Source organism: Streptomyces sp. SID3343 (genome assembly GCF_009865215.1).
Lineage (GTDB): Bacteria > Actinomycetota > Actinomycetes > Streptomycetales > Streptomycetaceae > Embleya.
Map to the genome: position 1 here is coordinate 1 of NZ_WWJX01001252.1, position 21,298 is coordinate 21,298.

18 protein-coding genes are annotated in these 21,298 nt (G+C 69.3%); 4 read left to right on the forward strand and 14 right to left on the reverse strand.

The annotated features are described in order from the left end of the window. Nucleotides 1-147: 147 nt before the first annotated feature. From GT354_RS39220 to GT354_RS39235, 4 genes are all read right to left on the reverse strand, one after another. Complete coding sequence (locus tag GT354_RS39220; RefSeq protein ID WP_161361136.1) at nt 148-1,188, reverse strand: hypothetical protein; 1,041 nt, start codon at nt 1,186-1,188, stop codon at nt 148-150. 91 nt (nt 1,189-1,279) lie between these two features. After that, a complete protein-coding gene (locus GT354_RS39225) occupies nt 1,280-1,465 on the reverse strand; it encodes a PspC domain-containing protein (protein WP_161361137.1) in 186 nt (61 codons plus the stop codon). Between the two features lie 417 nt (nt 1,466-1,882). Beyond that, the gene (locus GT354_RS55040) at nt 1,883-2,071 is read right to left on the reverse strand and encodes a DUF397 domain-containing protein (protein WP_346012374.1); all 189 of its coding nucleotides are present in this window, start codon (nt 2,069-2,071) and stop codon (nt 1,883-1,885) included. Next, nucleotides 2,071-2,886, reverse strand: a complete 816-nt coding sequence (locus tag GT354_RS39235; RefSeq protein WP_346012375.1) for a helix-turn-helix transcriptional regulator — start codon at nt 2,884-2,886, stop codon at nt 2,071-2,073. Before GT354_RS39235 ends, GT354_RS55040 begins: the two co-directional genes overlap by 1 nt. 125 nt (nt 2,887-3,011) lie before the next feature. Here GT354_RS39235 and GT354_RS39240 point away from each other — a divergent pair, with 125 nt between their 5' ends. The 4 genes from GT354_RS39240 to GT354_RS39255 all read left to right on the forward strand — a co-directional run bounded on the left by GT354_RS39240 (nt 3,012) and on the right by GT354_RS39255 (nt 7,500). Further along, nucleotides 3,012-3,272 (forward strand): hypothetical protein, encoded by a 261-nt coding sequence (locus GT354_RS39240; protein ID WP_161361139.1) that lies wholly within the window; start codon nt 3,012-3,014, stop codon nt 3,270-3,272. 3 nt (nt 3,273-3,275) lie between these two features. After that, nucleotides 3,276-3,473 (forward strand): hypothetical protein, encoded by a 198-nt coding sequence (locus tag GT354_RS39245; RefSeq protein WP_161361140.1) that lies wholly within the window; start codon nt 3,276-3,278, stop codon nt 3,471-3,473. A gap of 940 nt (nt 3,474-4,413) precedes the next feature. Continuing rightward, nucleotides 4,414-5,109 (forward strand): DUF3800 domain-containing protein, encoded by a 696-nt coding sequence (locus GT354_RS39250; RefSeq protein WP_161361141.1) that lies wholly within the window; start codon nt 4,414-4,416, stop codon nt 5,107-5,109. A gap of 258 nt (nt 5,110-5,367) precedes the next feature. Next, nucleotides 5,368-7,500: a hypothetical protein gene (locus GT354_RS39255; RefSeq protein WP_161361142.1), complete on the forward strand. Its 2,133-nt coding sequence runs from the start codon at nt 5,368-5,370 to the stop codon at nt 7,498-7,500. A gap of 58 nt (nt 7,501-7,558) precedes the next feature. Here the strand turns inward: GT354_RS39255 and GT354_RS39260 are convergent, their stop codons facing one another. The 10 genes from GT354_RS39260 to GT354_RS39305 form a co-directional block, all read right to left on the reverse strand. Then, entirely contained in the window at nt 7,559-8,845 is a 1,287-nt protein-coding gene (locus GT354_RS39260; RefSeq protein WP_161361143.1) for a thymidine phosphorylase, read from the reverse strand. A gap of 121 nt (nt 8,846-8,966) precedes the next feature. Then, on the reverse strand, nt 8,967-9,356 hold the full coding sequence (locus tag GT354_RS39265; RefSeq protein ID WP_161361144.1) for a cytidine deaminase: 390 nt from the start codon (nt 9,354-9,356) through the stop codon (nt 8,967-8,969). Between the two features lie 4 nt (nt 9,357-9,360). After that, entirely contained in the window at nt 9,361-10,677 is a 1,317-nt protein-coding gene (locus GT354_RS39270) for an ABC transporter permease (protein ID WP_161361145.1), read from the reverse strand. Between the two features lie 29 nt (nt 10,678-10,706). Beyond that, complete coding sequence (locus GT354_RS39275; protein ID WP_161361146.1) at nt 10,707-12,086, reverse strand: ABC transporter permease; 1,380 nt, start codon at nt 12,084-12,086, stop codon at nt 10,707-10,709. Beyond that, on the reverse strand, nt 12,083-13,756 hold the full coding sequence (locus GT354_RS39280; RefSeq protein WP_161361147.1) for an ABC transporter ATP-binding protein: 1,674 nt from the start codon (nt 13,754-13,756) through the stop codon (nt 12,083-12,085). Before GT354_RS39280 ends, GT354_RS39275 begins: the two co-directional genes overlap by 4 nt. Before the next feature lie 133 nt (nt 13,757-13,889). Next, entirely contained in the window at nt 13,890-14,990 is a 1,101-nt protein-coding gene (locus GT354_RS39285; protein ID WP_161361148.1) for a BMP family ABC transporter substrate-binding protein, read from the reverse strand. A 384-nt stretch (nt 14,991-15,374) separates the two neighbouring features. Continuing rightward, complete coding sequence (locus tag GT354_RS39290; protein WP_346012376.1) at nt 15,375-16,583, reverse strand: amidohydrolase; 1,209 nt, start codon at nt 16,581-16,583, stop codon at nt 15,375-15,377. A gap of 195 nt (nt 16,584-16,778) precedes the next feature. After that, a complete protein-coding gene (gene meaB / locus GT354_RS39295; RefSeq protein WP_161361150.1) occupies nt 16,779-17,777 on the reverse strand; it encodes a methylmalonyl Co-A mutase-associated GTPase MeaB in 999 nt (332 codons plus the stop codon). Then, complete coding sequence (gene scpA, locus GT354_RS39300) at nt 17,777-19,999, reverse strand: methylmalonyl-CoA mutase (protein WP_161361151.1); 2,223 nt, start codon at nt 19,997-19,999, stop codon at nt 17,777-17,779. Before scpA ends, meaB begins: the two co-directional genes overlap by 1 nt. Further along, nucleotides 19,996-21,298 (reverse strand): methylmalonyl-CoA mutase family protein (locus tag GT354_RS39305; RefSeq protein WP_161361152.1); only part of this gene is annotated, 1,303 nt, incomplete at its 5' end. The genes scpA and GT354_RS39305, both read right to left, overlap by 4 nt.

Genomic DNA, 21,298 nt, shown 5'->3' on the forward strand with positions numbered 1-21,298 from the left:
CCGGGTACCGAGAGTTCGCAGCGTCCGAGTCCGGCCGGGTGCCCGAGGTGCGCAGCGTCCAGGTCCGGGCCGGGGGCCGAGGCTCACAACAGCCGACTCCCGACCGGGGACCCGAGGCTCACAACAGCCGGGTCCGGGCGCGAGCCGCTAGAACGAGTCGTAGATGTCCTTCGCGACATCGCCCAGGTAAGGCCCCGTCATCGTGCGCGCCGTCCGGGTCGTGACGCCGAGCGAGACGTTGCTGACGAACATCTTCTTGCCGTCCACCTCGGTGAACCAGCCGCCGCCGGAGGACCCACCGGTCATCGTGCAGCCCATCCACAACATGTCCGGACTCGGCCAACCGGGCTCGTGGAAGTCGGTCGTCGGCGACGAGCACGTGTACAGCGCGGTGCCGTCGTACGGTTCGTCACCCGGATAGCCGAACGACTGCACGCGAAGGTGCCGGGGCGCGTTCCAGTACACCTCCGCCCCCGGGCCGACCGCCTGCTCCAGGGTCTTGCCGTTGCGCGAGTCGACCACGAAGGCGCCGTAGTCGAACGGGGACGCGCTGGTGTCCTTGCCGCCGGGATCGGCGTTCTGCGCCCACTGATTACTGACCTGGATCCGGCGCGCCGGCCAGCGTCCGAACGGCTCACGCTCCTGGGCGGTGCGACCCGCGCCGTTGTAGCCGGGTACGAACGTGACCTTGTCGTAGAAGCTTCCGGAGCGTCCGCCGTGCAGGCAGTGCGCGGCCGTCCAGACCATGTTGCCGCCCGCGTGGTGCACCACCGTGCCGCTGCACTCGGCGACCCCCTGCGGCATCCGGAAGAAGATCTTGCCGCGTATCGCGAACTCGGGGTCGGTGTACGGCGACTCCACCCGGTCGGCCTCCACCGTGCGCGGCTGGCGGTAGTCGACCCCCTGGGTCGGCTGTTCCTGCCCCTGATCGGGCAGTTCGGGCTGCTGTTGGCCCGGGGAGATCTCCTCGCCGCGCGGTTTGGCCTCGTCCTGCTTGCCCTCGTCCCAGAAGCCCCGGGTGTCCTCGACGTCGCTGTCGCTGTACTGCTTCGAGTTCATCGCCTGCGTGCGGCCCGCCTCGACGGCGAGGTTGCCGCTCAGGAGCAGTCCCACCAACGTGACGATCACCCCGGCGATCACCGACGTCGTCACGACGAGGTTCTTGTTGTGCGTCTGCCCCGGTTGCATGCCCCCACCCCCCGACCGGGCACGTGCCCGAGACCTCTCGACCGGGTCTACCCGTCGATCGGATGATAGGCGTATGCCCGGAGTGCCACGTTCACTCCTGAGGCAACAGGATCCACAACGCGATGTACAGCAGGAACTGCGGCCCCGGCAACAGACACGACAGCAGGAAGCAGACCCGCACCGTGGTGGGCGACCAGTCGTAGCGCCGGGCGATGGCCGCACAGACGCCGGCGATCCGACGTCCGTGCCGCGGCCGACTCAAAGTTCTCGTGCCCATGACGCGATTCCTCCTCGATCCGGCGACACCGAGACTCGATGTCGTCCTGCTTCGAAGGTAGGTCGCGACGCGAGGCGAGACATCCCTCGCAGGGCGCGACGCGCCGTCCGTCCCAGGAAGTAAGGGATGTCCCGGAGGGGGAGGGTTCCGGCGTCCCGCACGGCCGATACGGGCCGGCTCGGGGGTACGCGAGTCCGGGCCACGGTCACGTCGGCAGTCTCGTCCACGCACGGGGACGGAGTCGATCCGTCACCGATGCCGTCCAGACCCGCCTGCACACGGGCGCTACTCGGGCCATCGAGGGGGCCGCTCGGTGAGCATCGCCTCCCGCGCGACAACTCCACGCCGGCCGTACCGAACACACAGCACCATGCCGCGCCGAGCCGGGACGGCTGGACGCGGCAGAGTTGGAGCGGGCTAGGCGCGGAGCGACGCTGTGAGCGCGATCCACGAGGCCGAGGGCACGACCAGATGGCCGGCGCCCGGGTCTTTGCTGTCACGCACCGGGACGGCAGACGGAATGCCGCCGGCGGCTTCCACGCAGTTGCCGCCCTCTGCGTTGCTGTGGGTGCTCTTGCGCCAGGTTGCGGAGTCGAGACGCTGCACTAGACATCCTCTGCGATGGTCCGGATCATTTCGGCCGACAGGTCGGCGGGCAAGGCTTGCCCTGCCAGCCGAGCGTAAGCCATGCCGTACTCCGCGACATCGTGCGGATCTTCGAACAGGCGGCCATAGTCCGCTCCCTCGGTATAGGCCGCTTCCGACTCGTCAGGCGACGTGAGGACGGTCAACGATCCGCCCATTGCCTCGTGTGCGCCTTGTTCGAAACACAGCACCTGGAGCGTGATTCCCGGGCGCTCGGATACGTCGACCAGGTGCCGGAGTTGCCGGCGCATGACGTCACGTCCCCCTACCGCGCGCCACAGAACCGCTTCGTCGAGGACCACCCACAACCGCGGCGGGTCGGCGTACAGGCGCTTCTGTCGGTCCATGCGGGCCGCAAGTCGTTGGGCAAGGTGATCTTCACCCGTGAGAGATCGAGCCGTGCGCAGGATCGCGCGTGCGTAGTCCTCGGTCTGTAGAAGCCCCGGAACCAGGTGTGCGGTGTACTCCCTGATGTGGCAGGCCCGCTCCGACAGCGCCATGAACGCCTTTGACCAATCGGGGAATCCTTCGCGGTTCAGATACGTCCACAGATCGACGAACAGGCCGTCGGCCTGCAGGTGTTCGTCCAACAAGCGGGCTTGTTCAGCGGTGGGGGGATACGACAAAGCGCGCTCGAATTGGCTGATCCGCGACGGACTCACGCACAGCAGATCGGCTAGTTGAGCCTGGGTTATTCCCAGGTGCTTGCGCTGTCGCGCCACGCGCTTACCGAACAATGCTGCGAACGAATCACCAGCATCCATCTCGACGGCCAAGAAATTTCCCTTTCATTAGGGACGAAAGGTTAATGCCCGAAGGGCTTTTGCAGCCTAGCCCGCCGGTCGATGCTTTGAACACAGAGCAACGAACCCGACACTTACGGCAACGAGAGGGCTCAGCCATGCCCACCGACGTCCCGACTCCCGAAACGTATCCCGCCAACCCCCGTGACTGGACGACCGACGACGTATCGCGCTTTTGGGCGGCGAACCGCAAGCGGCAGGTTCGCTGTCGCGTGTCCGGCCGTGAGGGCAGGTTCGAGGCGATCCTCAACTCGCAGGCCCACGTGCGGTTTTCGAACGGCCTTGAGTTCCGGACCCACTGCGGCAACCTCGTGGTCCTGGACGACGACGTCGCCTCGTCCGCGTCCGCCACGGGATGAGCGATGTATCGCGAGGGTGACTACGTCGAACCGGTCGACGAGAAGGTGCGCGCAGTCCGCCACCCCGGCCAGATCCTCATGGCCCAGCCCCTTCCCACCGGACTGCGCCTCACGGTCCAGCCATTCGACGGCGGCCTGATGTGGGCCATGCCGTCCGACAGCGTCCGCAGAGCTCAGCCCCCGCCGACGCCGAACCCCTGAACTCCCGTGCTCCCGTCGGCCGTTGATCGCGATCGGCAGCACGGCACCGACCCCTCTCCGGCCTCCCATGGTCCGGTCGACGGAGAGGAAGGGGGCAGCGGTACGACTGCACACGCACCGCTGCCCCCGCCCCAACGGCCCTGATCCGTGAGCGGATGGCCCGTGGGGGCTCCGCTTCGCGCGCCACGACGGGTGGGGCGACCCCGCTCCACTGCCCGACTTCCGGTTGGCACCTCGTAAAAAAGGAGACGCAGCGCGCAACCGAACCGAACGGGCCAACGAACCCTCACTCCCCGACGCCGCCGCACCCGATCCCCGCCCGTCACGTTGTCATCGGCGATCGGGCGCGGGTCAATGCTCCCGAGGAGCCCGCCGGGCAGCCGGATGGGCGGGTGCCCCGCCGGACCCCACCGAGTGCGCCCGCCGGCGCCCGATATTCGCCGGCGAAGGCCGACACAAGTTCGCCGACAACGAGTTGCTCCCGCGATGTATGCCGGCCAACGGCCGAGGTCCCCACCCCGCCCCGCCCTCGGCACCCGGGTCCACGACGAGCCGCATCGACTGCCGAATCCGACCCACCGTCGGGTGGAGTCGGCCATCGACGCGAAGCCCGAGATCCAATTCCGGTGAGCCGCAGGGCATTTCACTACACCTCACCTGCCCCACAGGTCTACAGTGGTCGAGCCCACTGGGACGAGTGCGTGCGGTGCCAGGATCAGTTCCCGGCGCCCGACCAGGCCCCGCGTTGACGTGTGATCAACTCGCGTATCGAGTTGCGGATCACGGACGAACGCAGGTCCGCACGAACGAACCCCCGTGCGACGCAGCGCGTGGATCTCGGAGACCCCTCGCGTCTTGGCCGTCGGCGTATGTCGTCTCGGCTCAAGGCAGGACTCCCCGGAGGCCGGGGGCCGGTCCATGTGTCTCCGGTACGGGGTCGATGATCGCCATCAACACAAGACTTGGTCCCACCGACTGGATGATCTTCATCGACGACTCGGGAGACCCGAAACCGGCCCGTGCCGTCTACGGTGCCCTCATGGTGCGGATTTCCGCTCTGGAGCCCGCGCTTGCCCAGTGGCTCGCCTTTCGGCAGGGCTTGGCGGACGACCCGGCCATCTCGATCCCGGTCTCCTATGAGCTGCACGCGCACAAGTTCATCCCCGGCCGCGGGAACCCCTCCCGACTCCCGCACTGGAACCGGCACAAGATAAATCGCCGGCACCTCGCCCAGACCGTGCTGGACAACATCGCCACACTTCCCGGCGTGAACCTGCTCTCGGTGCACAGCGAAGGACGGACCTCCCGTGACTTCGCTGCCGCCAGAACCCGCGCCTTCGACGGCATACTGCGCCTGATCGATCGCCGATTGACCATCGAGGGCACTCGCGGACGTGTCGTGATCGACGGTGACGGCACCGACCCGCTCTACGCCGAACGACACCACGCGCTCTCTCCGCGCTCGCTGCCCGCCCCTCCGCGATTCGCTCCGGCGCATGCCAGCCACTGGCTGCAGATGGCGGACTTCGTGGCATACAGCGCGCACCAAGCGGTGCAGCAGCGCCCGGGGGCCGAGTTCATGTGGGGGTGGTACGCCCGTCATCTGCCCAAGGCCCACGGGCCCGAAGGTGTATGAACCGGTGTCCGACGTGACGAAGCCCCGGTCGGAACCGGGGCTTCGTGAAAGCAGACACGATCTTCGACGAATCGAAGACCAGGACCGCAAGCCCATTCTAACCGAGCCGGCCAGGCGAGTCACCCACGTATGGGGCAGATCGGGCATCACAAGCACCGAGGAGAGCCGCACTTGAGCACGTTCCCGTCCTTTCACGAACCCGACGACTCGGACGACGTATGGGCTGCTCGGGAAGCACCGACGCACGTTTCGATACCGATGAGCATCCAGATCCAGCTCGACGGCGAGCAGATCGACGTCACCGGTTTCGAGAGGACACTGCCGCCACACTCGGCCGTCAGGGACCGTACTCGGCTGGTCTCGGCCGGGACGGGCAACCCGTACACGGCCCTCACCGACGACGCGTGGCACAGCATCGCGCGCGCCGTCGTCTCGCCGCGGACCGTGGGGACGATCCTGTCCGACCATTCCGAGTCGGCCTCGTCACTGATCGACGAACATGTGGGCGGGGCCGTCCTGAGGTCGGTCCATGCCAGGGTCTGGCTCACCGAACTCTTCCCCGGTCTACAACCGCGAACGGGTCAGGAAGCCCTGCCGGTGGCCGACCCGGAGGTGCACGGGGACGTCGACGCCGACGGTCTGCCACGAGCCGTGCTCGCTTACCGCTATCGCGACATGGGGCACCTCGAAGCACACCTTCGTCAAACCATCGCCTACACCCGGCGGGCGAATCGCGACCCGTACGACGCGTCCATCCTCGCCCGCCGCGTCACCCGCCCGGTCATCGCGCACCCGTGCCGGCTCGAATTCGCGGACGGTACGGAGGCCGTCCATGTGCTCGTCGTCCGGGACGGCATCACCCGCCTCACGAGCGCGTGGGCACTCCTGTCGCGGGACGGGACTCCGGAAGGAATCGCCAGGACCGCGACGGACGCCATGCTCGCGGAGAAGCCGACCCGCCGGGGCTCCGAGGAGAAACCCCTGAGCCAGCGAATGGCGCTCGGCCGACAGGACGTCCTCGCCGAACTCCACGGGGAGTTCATGCGCGGCGTCGGCGAAGACCCGCCGTCCGGACGAGCCGTGCGCATCGGCCAGGCATGTGTGTTTCCCGCGCAGATCACGGTCGGCGTGCAAGCCTACGAAGAATCGAGCCTGCCTCGGGCGGAGGTCTTCGACGACGCCGTCCGCAGTGTGCTCGCGTCGGTGCACGTCGAGTTCAAGGCGTGGGACTCGGCCGCTCAAAATGTGGAAGTCGGCGCGCGGGCGCTGATGCGGCTGGTGCGTTCCGAAGCCGCGGACCGGCTTACCGAGGACGCCGAGGCCGTGTACGAACTCGCTTTGGGGCGACTTCCCCTGGACGCGCTCCCGAAGGTCTTCGGCAACCGCGACATCCCGGAAACCGAGCTGTGGCGTGCCGTCTACCTGACCCACTTCCTGACTCGGCCGACGGTCTTCGACGCGGTCAAGCGGTACGCCAAGCAAATCAAGGGCACTCGCCGGATGACAACGGCCGGGTACGCGGAGATCCTCGGCCCGATCATCGATCGCTCATGGCGAGCCGGAAAGAAGAACACCCTGCGCCAGGCCAGGAACGCCTGGGCCAATGGTGGCGTGCTCACCGACGAGGTACGCCAAGCCGACTGGGCACCGATCCCGTGCTCGAACTTCACGTCATTGGTCGAGCCGGCACTGCGCGGCAACAAGAACGCGCGGCTGACGCTCGCGGTGGCCGGCGGGATCGCTTTGATGGCCGACAAGTTGCTGAGCCGCAACGTCGGATCAGCGGTCCCGGAGATCGTCCCGTTCCGGGCCGACGTGAACCTGACCGTCACCAAGTTGTCCGAGCCGACCAACGAAAAGGGACTCTGGCTGCTTGCGCACGCCGCAGATCGGTTCGACGCGACACGTGGGGCCGTCAACTCGTTCACCGACTCCCAGGTCGAGAAGAGCGGAGGCTCCGGGGAGCAGTTCTACACGCACGTCAAGGTGGACCTGACCAGCCACGACAAGATACTGCGTGACGAGGCCGGATCGCCGGTGCCGTTGACGCAGCACGAGGTGGTCACGGTCTCGGACCCCGTTCGGGCTGCCGAGGAGGGCTCCGAGGAACGTCCGCCGGAGCATTCGCCGATCGCCGATCGTTTGGCGTGGGCTCGACAGCGACTGGGTCTGTTGCTTGCCGATGCCGAAACCACGTTGAACCAACTGTTGGCCATGGCCGGCACTCCTGAGGCCGGCACCTTGTATGCCTTCGGGTCCGTCGACGAATGGAAAAAGTTGCACGGTCCCAGCGCCAACATCCAGTCGTCGCTTTGGAACAACCAACTTCAGGACGAAGAACCGTTGTCCGAACAAGACGAATACGAATACGAATACGAAGACGACGCCTGAAGCGAACGGCCTTCGCCTCTCCCGAAGGAGAGGCGAAGGCCGCAGTGGTGCAAGCAGGTCAGGCCGTCGGGCCGATGCGGTCGATCAGGATCGGGGTGGGGGTGAAGGCCGTGCCCGTCGGGGCGATGGTGACCGCGTCGGACAGGATCTCCGTCGCGTACTCGAAGCGTTCCGGGGTGTCGGTGTGCAGGGTCATCAGGGGCTGCCCCGCGGTGACCGTGTCGCCCGGCTTGGCGTGCAGTTCCACGCCCGCGCCGGCCTGGACCTGCTCCTCCTTGCGGGCCCGGCCCGCGCCCAGGCGCCACGCCGAGACGCCGACCGCGTACGCGTCGAGGCCGGTCAGTACTCCGGAGGAGGTCGCGGTGACCACCCGGGTCTCGCGCGCCACCGGCAGCTCGGCGTCCGGGTCGCCGCCCTGGGCCCGGATCATCCGGCGCCAGACGTCCATCGCGGAGCCGTCCTTGAGCGCGTCCGCCGGGTCGACGTCGTCCTTGCCCGCCGCCGCGAGCATCTCCCGCGCGAGCGCGAGGGTCAGCTCGACCACGTCGGCCGGGCCGCCGCCCGCGAGTACCTCGACCGACTCGCGGACCTCCAGCGCGTTGCCGGCCGTCAGCCCGAGCGGCGTCGACATGTCGGTGAGCAGCGCGACCGTCTTGACCCCGTGGTCCACGCCGAGCCGGACCATCGTGCGCGCGAGTTCGCGCGCGTCGGCCAAGTCCTTCATGAACGCGCCCGAGCCGACCTTGACGTCGAGCACGAGCGCGCCGGTGCCCTCGGCGATCTTCTTGCTCATGATCGAGCTGGCGATGAGCGGGATCGCCTCGACCGTGCCGGTCACGTCGCGCAGCGCGTACAGCTTCTTGTCCGCCGGAGCGAGTCCGTCGCCCGCCGCGCAGACGACCGCGCCGACGTCTTCGAGGACGCGCATCATCGCGTCGTTGGACAGCGCCGCCTGCCACCCGGGGACCGCTTCGAGCTTGTCCAGCGTGCCGCCGGTGTGGCCGAGCCCGCGGCCCGAGAGCTGCGGGACCGCGACGCCGCACGCGGCGACCAGCGGGGCGAGCGGCAGGGTGATCTTGTCCCCGACGCCGCCCGTGGAGTGCTTGTCGGCGGTGGGCCGCGACAGCACCGAGAAGTCCATCCGCTCTCCCGACGCGATCATCGCGTCGGTCCAGCGGTTGATCTCGGTCGCGGTCATGCCGTTGAGCAGGATCGCCATCGCGAGCGCGGACATCTGCTCGTCGGCGACCTCGCCGCGCGTGTACGCGTCGACCACCCAATCGATCTGAGCCGCTGTCAGTTCACCGCGGTCCCGCTTCGTACGGATGACCGAAATCGCGTCCATGCTGTCCGTTCTCCCTGGCCGCCGGGGCGGCCCGTGTCGACGCGAAACGCCTTGCCGGCGAAGCGCCTTGGTGCGCGAAACGTCTTGGTGCGCGAAGCGCCTTGGTGCGTGAAACGTCCTGCTAAAGGAGGTCGTCGGGCCCGAAGGCGTCCGGCAGGATCTCCGCCATCGACCGTATCCCGCTCTTGGTCCGGATCGACAACGCCGGCCCGCCGTGCTCGAAGAGCAGCTGCCGGCAACGCCCGCACGGCATCAGCACCGCGCCCGCGCCGTCGACGCACACGAACGCCACCAGGCGCCCGCCGCCGCTCGCGTGCAACGCGGACACCAGGCCGCACTCGGCGCACAGAGTCAGCCCGTACGACGCGTTCTCGACGTTGCACCCCGAGACGATCCGGCCGTCGTCGACCAGCGCCGCCGCGCCGACCGGATACTTCGAATACGGCACGTACGCACGGCTCATCGCGGCCGTCGCCGCCTCCCGCAGAGCGTTCCAGTCGATCTGTGACACCTCGTCAGCCCTTCGTGTAAGGCTTGTTGGCCGCCGCCGGTGCCCGCACCTTGCCGACCAGACCGGCCACGGCGAAGATCGTCACGACGTACGGCATCATCTGCAGGAACTGGCTCGGGATCGACGTGTTCAGCGGCTGGAGCGACGTCGCGAGCGCGCTCGCGAAACCGAACAGCAACGCGGCGGCGACCGCGCCGAGCGGACGCCAGCGCCCGAAGATGACCGCCGCGAGGGCGATGTAGCCCGCGCCCGAGGTCATGTCCTTCGAGAACGTGCCCACCGTGCCGATGGTCAGGAACGCACCGCCGATGCCGGCGAGCGCGCCCGCGAGCATGACGTTGCGATACCGCGTCGCGTTGACCTTGATGCCGACCGTGTCGGCGGCCGTCGGGTGCTCGCCGACCGCGCGCGCCCGCAGGCCCCAGCGGGTGTGGAACAGGCCCAGGTGCACGATCACGACCAGCGCGTACATCAGGTACACGATGACGTTCACGTCGAACAGGACGGGGCCGATCACCGGGATGTCGGCGAGACCGGGGATCCGGATGTTCTCGAACACGCCCGGGTTGTTGTAGCCCTGCGGGTCCTTCTGCAGCAGCTGCGTATAGAGGAAGCCGGTGATGCCGGTCACCAACAGGTTGATCACGACACCGAGGACGACCTGCTCGACGAGGTAGCGCACCGCGAAGACCGCGAGCAGCGCGCCGATCAGCCCGCCCGCGACCGCGCCCGCGGCCAGACCCGCCCACAGCGACCCGGTGATCGAGCCGGTGAACGCGGCGGCGAACGCGCCGAACAGGAACTGGCCGTCGATCGCGATGTTGACCACGCCGGAGCGCTCGCCGATGACGCCCGCGAGCGCGCCGAGCACGAGCGGGACGGTCGCGAGCATGGTGTTCTGCAGGGCGCCCGCGAACGACATCTGCTTGCCGGCCACGGCCCACACCAGGAACGCCACCACGAACGCGCTCAGGAACAGCGCGATGCTCAGCCGACGCGCGAGCCGCGACCGGTCGAGCGCGATCCGCAGGCCGCCCGCGACCACGCACACCAGGGCCATCGCGATCGCGACGGCACGCGCGGGCACGGACAGGTCGCCGACCTTGGTGGTGTCGCGGTTGGGCACGGTCATGCCGAAGACCGCGTCGCTGCCGCCCTTGGTGCCGAAGCCGAACGCCCACAGCGCGTACAGGCCCACGAGCACGAAGCCCAGGCCCGTGATCAGCGCCTTCTTGCGGGCCGCGGCGCGCACCGCGTCGGCGGCCTCGCCGGTGGGATTCACCGGCGCCTCCGGCGTCGGGGCGATGACGGTGTCCGCCACCTGCGTGCCTCCTTCGGGATTCCGCTCGGTCATGCCTGGACCCCCACGGTCTCCTTGGCGGTCAGGCCGCCCTCGGCACCCTTGCGGGCACCGCGCAGCCGGAAGATCGAGCGCACCAGCGGCGGGGCCGCGACGAACAGCACGATCACGGCCTGGATGACGATGACGATGTCGACGGACACGTTGGCCGACGCCTGCATGACCGAGCCACCGGCGCGCAGCGCGCCGAACAGCAGCGCGGCGAGCACCGTGCCCAGCGGCTTGGTACGACCGAGCAGGGCCACCGTGATCGCGTCGAAGCCGATACCGGCGTCGATGCTCGGCGTCAGCGTGTGCGCCGGGTTGGTCGAGCTCATCACCTGCGACACACCGGCGAGGCCGGCCATCGCGCCTGCGATGGTCATCGCCAGGATCTGGGCCCGGGCCACGCTCATGCCGGCCGTCCGCGCGGCATCGGGGTTGGAGCCCACCGCGCGCAGTTCGAAGCCGATCGTCGAGCGGTTGAGCAGCCACCAGTAGAAGCCGGCCGCCGCGAGCGCCAGGATGATGCCGAAGTGCACGCGCAGGTCGTCGCCGAACAGGTTCGGCAGTACCGCGTTGTGGTGCGCGTCCTTGCCGATCGGCTGGGTCTGGCCGCCGCGCCGGAAGGTGTCGGTGGTCAGCAGCCAACCGAGCATCAGCACGGCGATGTGGTTGAGCATGATCGTGACGATCACCTCGTGGGCCCCGAACCGGGCCTTGAGGAAACCGGCGAAGCCCGCGTACAGGCCGCCGCCGATCACGCCGGCGAGGATCACCAGCACGAGGTGGATCACCGGCGGCAGGTCCATCACGAAGCCGACCCACGACGCGAACACCGCGCCGGCGATGATCTGGCCCTGCGCACCGATGTTGAACAGGCCGGTCCGAAACGCGATCGAGACCGCGAGACCGCCGAAGATCAGCGGCGTGGCCTGGGTGATCGTCTCGGACAACGGCCGGAAGATGTCCTTGACCGAACCGTCGGAGAAGGTGTCCGGGTTGACGATCGAGCCCTTGAACATCGCCGTGTACGCGTCGGAGACGAGCGTCCACGCGCTGGAGAGGGCGTCGCCCGGGGCCGCGGTGAAGTACTTGAACTGGTCGAGCACGTCCTGGTCCGCGAGGATCATCAGGACGCCGCCGACGACGAGCGCGAGCACGATCGCCAGGAAGGTCACCACGGCCGAGTTGCCGGTGATCACCGCGTCGAGCATGGCTCGGCCCAGGGACGGCTTCGGCTCGGTCGCCGAACCGGCACCCGCCGCCTGGTCCTTGGTCACGGTCGGCCCGGAGCCGCTCGCCTTCGGCGCGGCGGCCTTCGGGTCGGTCGCCTTGGGTTCGGTCGGCTCGGTCGGCTCGCCGGCCGTGCCGTTGTTGTCCTCGGTCACGCTTGTTCCTCCTCCCCCGGGGTTGCGTCGCGGGTCTCGCTCTTGCCGGTGCCGGCTTCGGCGTCGCGGTCGGCGCTCTTGTCCGTGTCGATCGCCTTGCCGGGCCCGGACACCTTGCCGACAGCGGTGGCGCCGGCGGCAGTGGCCCCGCCGACGTCGCCCCGCTGAGTACTCGGCTCGACTCCGGCCATCAACAGGCCGAGGTCGCCGCGCGAGGTGTCGGGCGGCACGATGCCGACGATCCGACCGCGATACATCACCGCGATCCAGTCGGCGAGCGCGACCACCTCGTCCAGTTCGGTGGACACGATGATCACCGGCGTACCGACGTCGCGCTCGGCCACGATCCGCTTGTGGATGAACTCCATCGCGCCGACGTCCACGCCGCGGGTGGGCTGGGAGGCGATGAACAGCCGTAGCGGACGCGAGAGTTCGCGTGCCACGACGACCTTTTGCTGATTGCCGCCGGACAGGGTGCCCGCCGGCGACTCGATGGTCTGGGTCCGGATGTCGAACTCCTCGACCCGGCGCCGCGCGTTGTCGCGCACCGCGCTCGGCACGATCGAGCCGCGCTTGCCGAACGGCGGCTGCGTCACCAGGTCCAGGACCAGGTTCTCGGCGACGGTGAAGTCGCCGACGATGCCGTCGTGCTGACGGTCCTCGGGGACGAACCCGACGCCGGCGTGCAGGATCTGCCGGGGGGTGCGACCCGCGAGGTCGTGGCCGTCCAGGCTGATCGTTCCCGCGGCGGGCTTGCGCAGGCCCAGGATGGCCTGGGTCAGCTCGGTCTGGCCGTTGCCGTCCACGCCCGCGATGCCCAGGATCTCGCCCTCGCGCAATTGCAGGTCGACGCGGTCCACCACGGCGGTGCCGTTGTCGTCGAGCACGGTGAGGTCGTCGATCGAGAAGCGCACCGCGCCCGGCAGGGCCTCGGTCTTGTCGACCACCAGCTTGACCGGCCGGCCCACCATCAAGGACGCGAGTTCCTTCTCGGTCGAGGCCGGGTCGGCGGTGCCGACGATCTTGCCGCGCCGGATGACGGTGATCCGGTCCGCGACCGCCTTGACCTCTTTGAGCTTGTGCGTGATGAACACGATCGAGTGACCGGCTTCGCGCAACGCCCGCATGACCCGGAAGAGTTCCTCGGTCTCCTGCGGGGTGAGCACGGCGGTCGGCTCGTCCAGGATCAGCACCTTGGCGTCGCGGACGAGCGCCTTGAGGATCTCGACCCGCTGCTGCAGACCCACCGGGAGGTCCTCGACGAGCATGTCGGGGTCGACCTTGAGGCCGTATTCGTCGACGAGGTCGAGCACCCGCTTGCGGGCCCGTCGACGGTCGAGCCAACCCAGTGTCCGGGTCTCCTCGTGGCCGAGCATGACGTTCTCGGCGACGGTGAAGACCGGGACCAGCATGAAGTGCTGGTGGACCATGCCGATGCCCGCGTCGATCGCGTCACCGGCGGTCTTGAAGGTGCGGGGGGTGCCGTCGACGACGATCTCGCCCTCGGTGGGCTCGTAGAGCCCGTAGAGCACGTTCATCAGGGTCGACTTGCCGGCACCGTTCTCGCCGAGAAGGCAGTGGATCTCCCCCGGCTCGACGGTCAGGTCGATGTGGTCGTTGGCGACCAGCGACCCGAACCGTTTCGTGATTCCGCGCAGTTCGAGCTTCAACGCGGAGACCTCCTCGGCTACGCCCCCCGCAAGGGGCCGCTACGGGTTCGACCCGGGTCCCCCGCTGGGGCCCGGGCCGCGGACACGGGCACCGCGGCAGGACTGCCGCCGCGGTGCCCGATCGCCGATTCAGCTACTTGGGCTGGTTCTTCGACTGGATCTTGATCGTGCCGCTCACGATGTCGGCCTTGACCTTGTCGAGCTCGGTCTTGAGCTCGGCCGGCACCTTCGACTCGAAGTCGTGGAACGGGGACAGGCCCACGCCGTTGTTGGCGAGCGTGCCGATCGTCGCCTTGGTGCTGAACTGGTTGGCCGACGCGGCCTTGACCGCGTTGAACACCTGGCCCTTGATGTCCTTGGTGACCGTCGAGAGGAAGACCTCCTTGTACTGCGAGGCACTCTCGTAGCCGTCCTGGTCGACCCAGACGATGCTCGCCTTGCCGTTGCTCTTCTGCGCGACGGAGGCGGCGCCCAGGCCGGTCTGGCCGGCGACGGGCATGATCACGTCGGCGCCCTGGGCGATGAAGTCGTTGGTGATGCGCTCGCCGTCGGCGGGCGAGTTGAACTTGCCCGCGAGCGAACCGTCGCCCTTGGCCTCGTCCCAGCCGATGACCTGGACGTTCTTGCCCTTGGCGGTGTTGAAGTACTTGACGCCCTCGACGAAGCCGTCCATGAAGACGGTGACCGGCGGGATCGGCAGCGCGCCGAAGGTGGCGACCTTGCCGGTCTTGGAGTAGCCCGCGGCGAGGTAACCGCCGAGGAACGCGGCCTCGGCCGTGTTGAACTCCAGGCCCTGGACGTTCGGCTCGACGCTCGGCGAGTCGACGATCGCGAACTTCTGGTCCTTGTGCGTCGCCGCGGCGGCCTTCGTCGCGTCGGCCATCAGGCCGCCGACCGCGACGATGAGGTTGCACTTGTCGTTCACGAGGCTGTTCAGGTTCGGAACGTAGTCGTTCTCGGTCTGCGAGGTGATGTACTTCACGTCGACGCCGAGTTCGGCCTTCGCCTTCTGCAGACCGGCCCACGACGAGGCGTTGAACGAACGGTCGTCGACACCACCGGTGTCGGTGACCATGCAGGCCTTGAAGTCGACCTTCTGGGCGGTGCCGCCCGGCGCGCTGCTGGCGCCGTTGTCCTTCTTGTCGTCCTTGGGCTTGCTACCGCATGCCGCGGTGGCAGTAAGGGCGAGGGTGACGCCGACCGCAGCCGCGGTCACCTTGGATACCCGGCGCACGGGTGTCTCCTTCCGATGAGCGCCCTTTCGGGCGCTGCTCCCAGATGCAGACTCTCCGCGCTTGGTTCCCTGGTAAACGCGCGTAGACCTGCTAGCAGTCGGAGAGCATACCTACTAAAAGAATATGAGCGACAAGAACCGTGAATCGCCACCGCAACACGCCCCGCTAGCCCGGCCGGGTAGCCGGTCTCCTGACGGGTCGACGCGGAACCGGGCAGTCCGCGACCTGAAAAGACCCGGTGCCGCACGAACGGCACCGGGTCGGAACATTACAGACTTGCGTACTCCACAGGAACGGGGGCGGGATACGCGGTGGTTAACAGTTCCGCATACGTCCCGGCCGGAGCGCTGCCGGCGCGGCGCGACCCGGCCCGGACGCGGCCGTCAACGGTAAGGCCGCAACGCCAGGCCCGCGAACAGTCGCACACCCACCCCGATCGCCCGCTCGTCGATGTCGAACGAGCCTTGGTGCAGGTCGTACGGAGGGTGCCCGGGCGGGCGCACGCCGAGCCGGGTGAGCTGACCGGGGATCTGTTCCAGGAACCACGAGAAGTCCTCGCCGCCCAGGCTTTGCTCGGTGCCCTCGACCTCGCTCGCGCCGAGAACGTCCACCGCGACGGCGCGCATCGCGGCCACCGCGTCGGGGTCGTTGACCACCGGGGGCACGCCGCGGTGGTGCTCCAACTCCCACTTCGCGCCGTAGGTGGAGGCGAGCGCGTCCACGAGTTCGTGCATCAGGTCGGGGGCTTGGCGCCACGCCTCCAGGTCGAGGCAGCGCAGCGTGCCCTCCAACTCGCCGTGCTGCGGGATCACGTTGGGCGCCGAGCCGGACTCGATCCGGCCCCACACCAGACTCGCGCCCGAACGCGGGTCGATCCGCCGGGAGAACGCGCCGGGCAGTTCGGCCGCGATCTTGGCGAGCGCGGTCACCAGGTCGGTGGTGCGGTGCGGGCGGGCGGTGTGCCCGCCGGGGCCCGACACGGTGATCACCACGCGGTCGCACGCCGACGTGATCGCACCGGCCCGCAGGCCCACCCGGCCCACCTCGACCTTGGGGTCGCAGTGGATCGCGTGGATCTCGCCGACCCCGTCCAGGCCGCCCGCCTTGATCACGTCGAGCGCACCCCCCGGCAGCTTCTCCTCGGCCGGTTGGAAGATCAGCCGCACGGGCCGCGGCAACAGGCCCTCGCGCGCGAGTTCGGCCAGGACCAGGCCCGTGCCGAGCACGATCGCGGTGTGCGCGTCGTGGCCGCACGCGTGCGCGCGGCCGGGCACCGTCGAGCGGTAGCTCACGTCCTTGACGTCCTCGACCGGAAGCGCGTCGATGTCGCCGCGGAACGCGATCATGTCCTGCTGCGGCCGGCCGGATGTCGCCCCTCGGCCGTCGGGTCCGATGTCGCACACGACGCCCGTGCCGGGCAGCAGCCGCGGCGCGAGGCCCGCGCGCACCAACCGTTCTCGGACGAGCCCGGTCGTACGGAACTCCTCCCGGCCCAGTTCGGGATTCATGTGCAGGTCGCGCCGAAAAGCGACGAGCTCGTCGGCGAATGCCGCTGCCTTGGCGGCGGCCTGGGCGTGGAGGGATTCGCTCACCCGTGCAAGAGTACGTTGCATCGGTCCTCCCGACGTGGTAGGGAGCGAATTACCCCCGTTCGGGTGAGAAAAAATACTCTCGCCAGCGCTTGCGCTAGGGCCGGTAGGGGTATGACTCCGGGCTTGTTTGGCCATTCGCACTCTTTTGCCCGCTCAGCCGGGAATCAACCGGGCGCCCGGATCGTCCCACCCGCGTCAGGACCGCCCTTGCCGCCCATGGAACGCGTCCAGGATGCGAGACGCGGCGAGGGTCGCGGTGAGATGCCCCTCCCGCACGTCTTGCTCCAGATCCGGCACGATCGCACGTACGGCCGGGTGACCGCGCAGCTCCGCGAGCAGTGAGTCGTGCACCGTCGCCCAGGTCCAGTCCACCTGCTGGCGCCGTCGCAATTGCGCCAATTCCCCCGTGGCATCCAGGGTTTGCCGGTGCTTGAGGATCGTCTCCCAGACCTCGTCGAGACCCACGCCCGACAAGCCCGAACAGGTCAGCACGGGAGTGGTCCAACTCTCCCCCGCCCGGCGCATCAGCCGTAGCGCGCCCGCGAGTTCGCGCGCCGCCCGCTGGGCGGCCAGGGCGAAATCGCCGTCGGCCTTGTTGACCGCGACCACGTCGGCCATCTCCAGGACGCCCTTCTTGATGCCCTGGAGTTGGTCCCCGGTGCGCGCGAGGGTCAGGAACAGGAAGCAGTCGACCATGTTGGCCACGGTCGTCTCCGACTGCCCCACGCCCACCGTCTCGACGAGCACCACGTCGTAGCCGGCCGCCTCCATCAACACGATCGACTCGCGGGTGGCCCGGGCGACCCCGCCGAGCGTGCCCGCCGTCGGGGACGGTCGCACGAACGCGTTGTCGTCCACGGCGAGTCGGCCCATCCGGGTCTTGTCGCCGAGGATGCTGCCGCCGTGCCGCGACGAGGACGGGTCGACCGCGAGCACCGCGACCTTGTGCCCTTCCCCCGTCAACCGGGTGCCGAGGGTCTCGATGAAGGTGGACTTGCCCACCCCCGGCACGCCGGTGATGCCCACGCGGTGGGCACCTCCGGCGTGCGGCAGCAGCTTGACCAGCAACTCCTGGGCCTGGTCGCGGTGATCGGCCCGAGTGGACTCCACCAGGGTGACCGCGCGGGCCAGGATCGTCCGGTTGCCGGCGAGCACGCCTTCGGCGTACGCGCCGACGTCGATCACGCGTGCCATCAGTGGCCCGGCAGCTCGTGGTCCAACTGCTTGTACAGGCTCGTGAGCAGGTCGACCGCGGCGTCCGCGATCACCGTGCCGGGCGGGAAGACCGCCGTGGCGCCCATGTCGAGCAGCGGCTGCACGTCGGACGGCGGAATCACGCCGCCGACGACGACCATGATCTCGCCGGCGTCCAGCGCCGACAGTTCCTCGCGCAACGCCGGAACGAGGGTGAGGTGACCGGCCGCGAGCGAGGACACCCCGACCACGTGCACGTCGGCCTCGACGGCCTGCCGGGCGACCTCGCCCGGGGTCTGGAACAGCGCGCCCACGTCCACGTCGAAGCCGAGGTCGGCGAAGGCGGTGGCGATCACCTTCTGGCCGCGGTCGTGGCCGTCCTGGCCCATCTTGGCGACCAGGATGCGCGGTCGGCGGCCTTCGAGTTCCTCGAAGCGCGCGACGAGCGAACGGGCCGTCTCGACGTTCGGGGACATGCCCACCTCCTCGCGGTACACGCCGGTCAGCGTACGGATCTGCGCCTGGTGGCGCCCGTAGGCCGATTCGAGCGCGTCGGAGATCTCGCCGACCGTGGCCTTCGCCCGGGCGGCGTCCACCGCGAGCGTGAGCAGGTTGTGTTCGAGATCGTTCGGGCGGGTGCCCTCGACGTCCGCCTGCGCGGCGCCCGACAGCGCGGCGAGCGCGCGGCGCACCGCGTCGTCGTCGCGCTCCTCGCGCAGTCGGCGCAGCTTGTCGAGTTGGCCGCCGCGGACCGCCTTGTTGTCGATCTTGAGCACGTCGATCGCCTCGTCGCTCGCGACGAGGTACTTGTTGACGCCGATCACCGACTGACGGCCGGAGTCGATCCGGGCCTGGGTACGGGCCGCCGCCTCCTCGATCCGCAGCTTGGGCAGGCCCTCGGCGATCGCTGCGGCCATGCCGCCCGCCCGCTCGGCCTCGGCGATGTGCTCACGCGCGCGCACCGCGAGGTCGTGGGTGAGCCGCTCGATGTACGCCGAGCCGCCCCACGGGTCGATCACATCGCACGTGCCCGACTCCTGCTGGAGCAACAGTTGCGTGTTGCGCGCGATCCGGGCCGAGAAGTCGGTCGGCAGCGCGAGCGCCTCGTCGAGCGCGTTGGTGTGCAGCGACTGGGTGTGGCCCTGGGTCGAGGCCATCGCCTCGACGCACGTGCGCACGACGTTGTTGAACACGTCCTGCGCGGTGAGCGACCACCCGGAGGTCTGCGAATGCGTGCGCAGCGAGAAGGACTTGGGGTTCTTCGCGCCGAACGACTTCACGATGTCGGCCCACAGCAGGCGCGCGGCCCGCAGCTTGGCGACCTCCATGAAGAAGTTCATCCCGATCGCCCAGAAGAAGGACAGCCGGGGGGCGAACGCGTCGATGTCCAGGCCCGCTTCGACGCCTGCGCGCAGATACTCGATGCCGTCGGCGAGGGTGTACGCCAGCTCCAGGTCGGCCGTGGCTCCGGCCTCCTGGATGTGATAGCCGGAGATGGAGATCGAGTTGAACTTCGGCATCTTCTGCGACGTGTACGCGAAGATGTCCGAGATGATCGACATCGAGGGCTTGGGCGGATAGATGTAGGTGTTGCGGACCATGAACTCCTTCAGGACGTCGTTTTGGATCGTCCCGGTGAGGTCCTCCGGTGCCACCCCCTGTTCCTCCGCCGCGACGATGTAGAGCGCGAGCACGGGCAGCACCGCGCCGTTCATCGTCATCGACACCGACATCCGGTCCAACGGGATGCCGTCGAACAGTTGCCGCATGTCGTAGATCGAGTCGATCGCCACGCCCGCCATGCCGACGTCGCCGGCCACCCGGGGGTGGTCCGAGTCGTAGCCGCGGTGGGTCGCGAGGTCGAACGCGATCGACAGGCCCTTCTGGCCCGCCGCCAGGTTGCGGCGGTAGAACGCGTTGGACTCCTCGGCGGTGGAAAAGCCCGCGTACTGGCGGATCGTCCACGGCTGGTTGACGTACATCGTCGGGTAGGGGCCGCGCAGGAACGGCGTGATGCCCGGGTAGGTCCCGAGGAAGTCGAGCCCTTCGAGATCCTCGGCGGTGTACAGCGCCTTGAGCGGGATGCCCTCGGGGGTGTCGCGGGTGAGCGCGTCGGCGTCCTTGCCGGTCTCCTCGCGCACGGCCTCGCGCCACGCGTCCACGTCGAGTTCGCCGGACGCGGGCCCGTCGAGGTCGACCTTCGTGAAGTCGGGGATGCTCATGCCGCCCCCTCCAGGGTCTCGTACGTTGCGTGCAGGACGGCGAGTGCGTCGCACCCGGTGAACACATACCCGTCCACGTCCGCGCCGTGCGCCTTCTTGCCCGCGAGCAGGACGCGGCTCGCTCCGGCCTCCTTGAGGGCGGCGGCGACAGGGGCGGCGAGGGTGGCGTACAGCTTCTCCGAGGAGGTGAGCACGACGGTCGCCGGGCTGCCGGCCGCCGTCCAGCGCTCGACCACGTCGGCGACCGCGCTCTCGTCGCCCGCGGTGATGCCGCCCTCGACGGCCGCGAAGCCGCCGGCCGCGAACAGGTTGACCGCGAAGCCGGCGCGCGCGGTGTACTGCGCGAGCGGGCCGAAGGTGGCGAGGAAGACGGTCGGCCGGGCACCGGTCGCGGCGAGGATCTCGTCGGAGCGGTCGCGCAGCGACTCGTACGCCTGGGCGTAGCGCAGTCGCGGCAGACCGGCCGAGGTCACCGGCACCTCGGGCGCGCTCTCGCGCACCACGGGCGGCTCGGTGAGGTTGGGGAACTCGCTGACCCCGGTGATCGGGTCGGTCCGGTCCGCGATGTCCTTGTCGCGCCGGGCGCGAACCTCGGCCAGGCGCTCGGCGAGCCAGCCCGAGTCGAGCACCGCGACGATGCCGCCGCGGCTTTCGATCTCCTGGAAGAACGCCCAGCCGCTGCGCGCGAGGTCGTCGGTGAGCTGCTCGACGAACCACGAGCCGCCGGCCGGGTCGATCACCGCGGCCAGGTGCGATTCCTCCAACAGCAGCGCCTGCGTGTTGCGCGCTATCCGGCGGGCGAACGCGTCGGGTAGGCCGATCGCGGCGTCGAACGAGCGCACGGTCACCGCGTCGGCGCCGCCCACGCCCGCGCCGAACGCGGCCAGCGTGGTGCGCAGCATGTTGACCCAGGGGTCGCGGCGCGTGGTCATCGCCCACGACGTCACCGCGTGCTGGCGCTGCGCGCCGGCGGTCGCGCTCGCGCCGGACGCCTGGGCGACCCGGGCCCACAGCCGGCGGGCCGCACGGAGCTTGGCGATCGTGGGGAACTGCTCGGCGGTGGCGGCGAAGCGGAACTCGACGAGCCCGAGGGCGGTGTCGACGTCCAGTCCGGCCGCGGTCAGCGCGCGCAGGTACGCGACGCCGGCGGCGGTGGCCGCACCCAGTTCCTGGCCTTCCGAGCCGCCTGCCTCGTGGTACGGCTGCCCGTCCACGGCGACGGCCTGGATGCCGGGGAACGCCGCGTGGGCGCGCGTCGCGAGTTCGGCGGCGGCGGCCAGCTCGGCCGCGCCCGTCCCG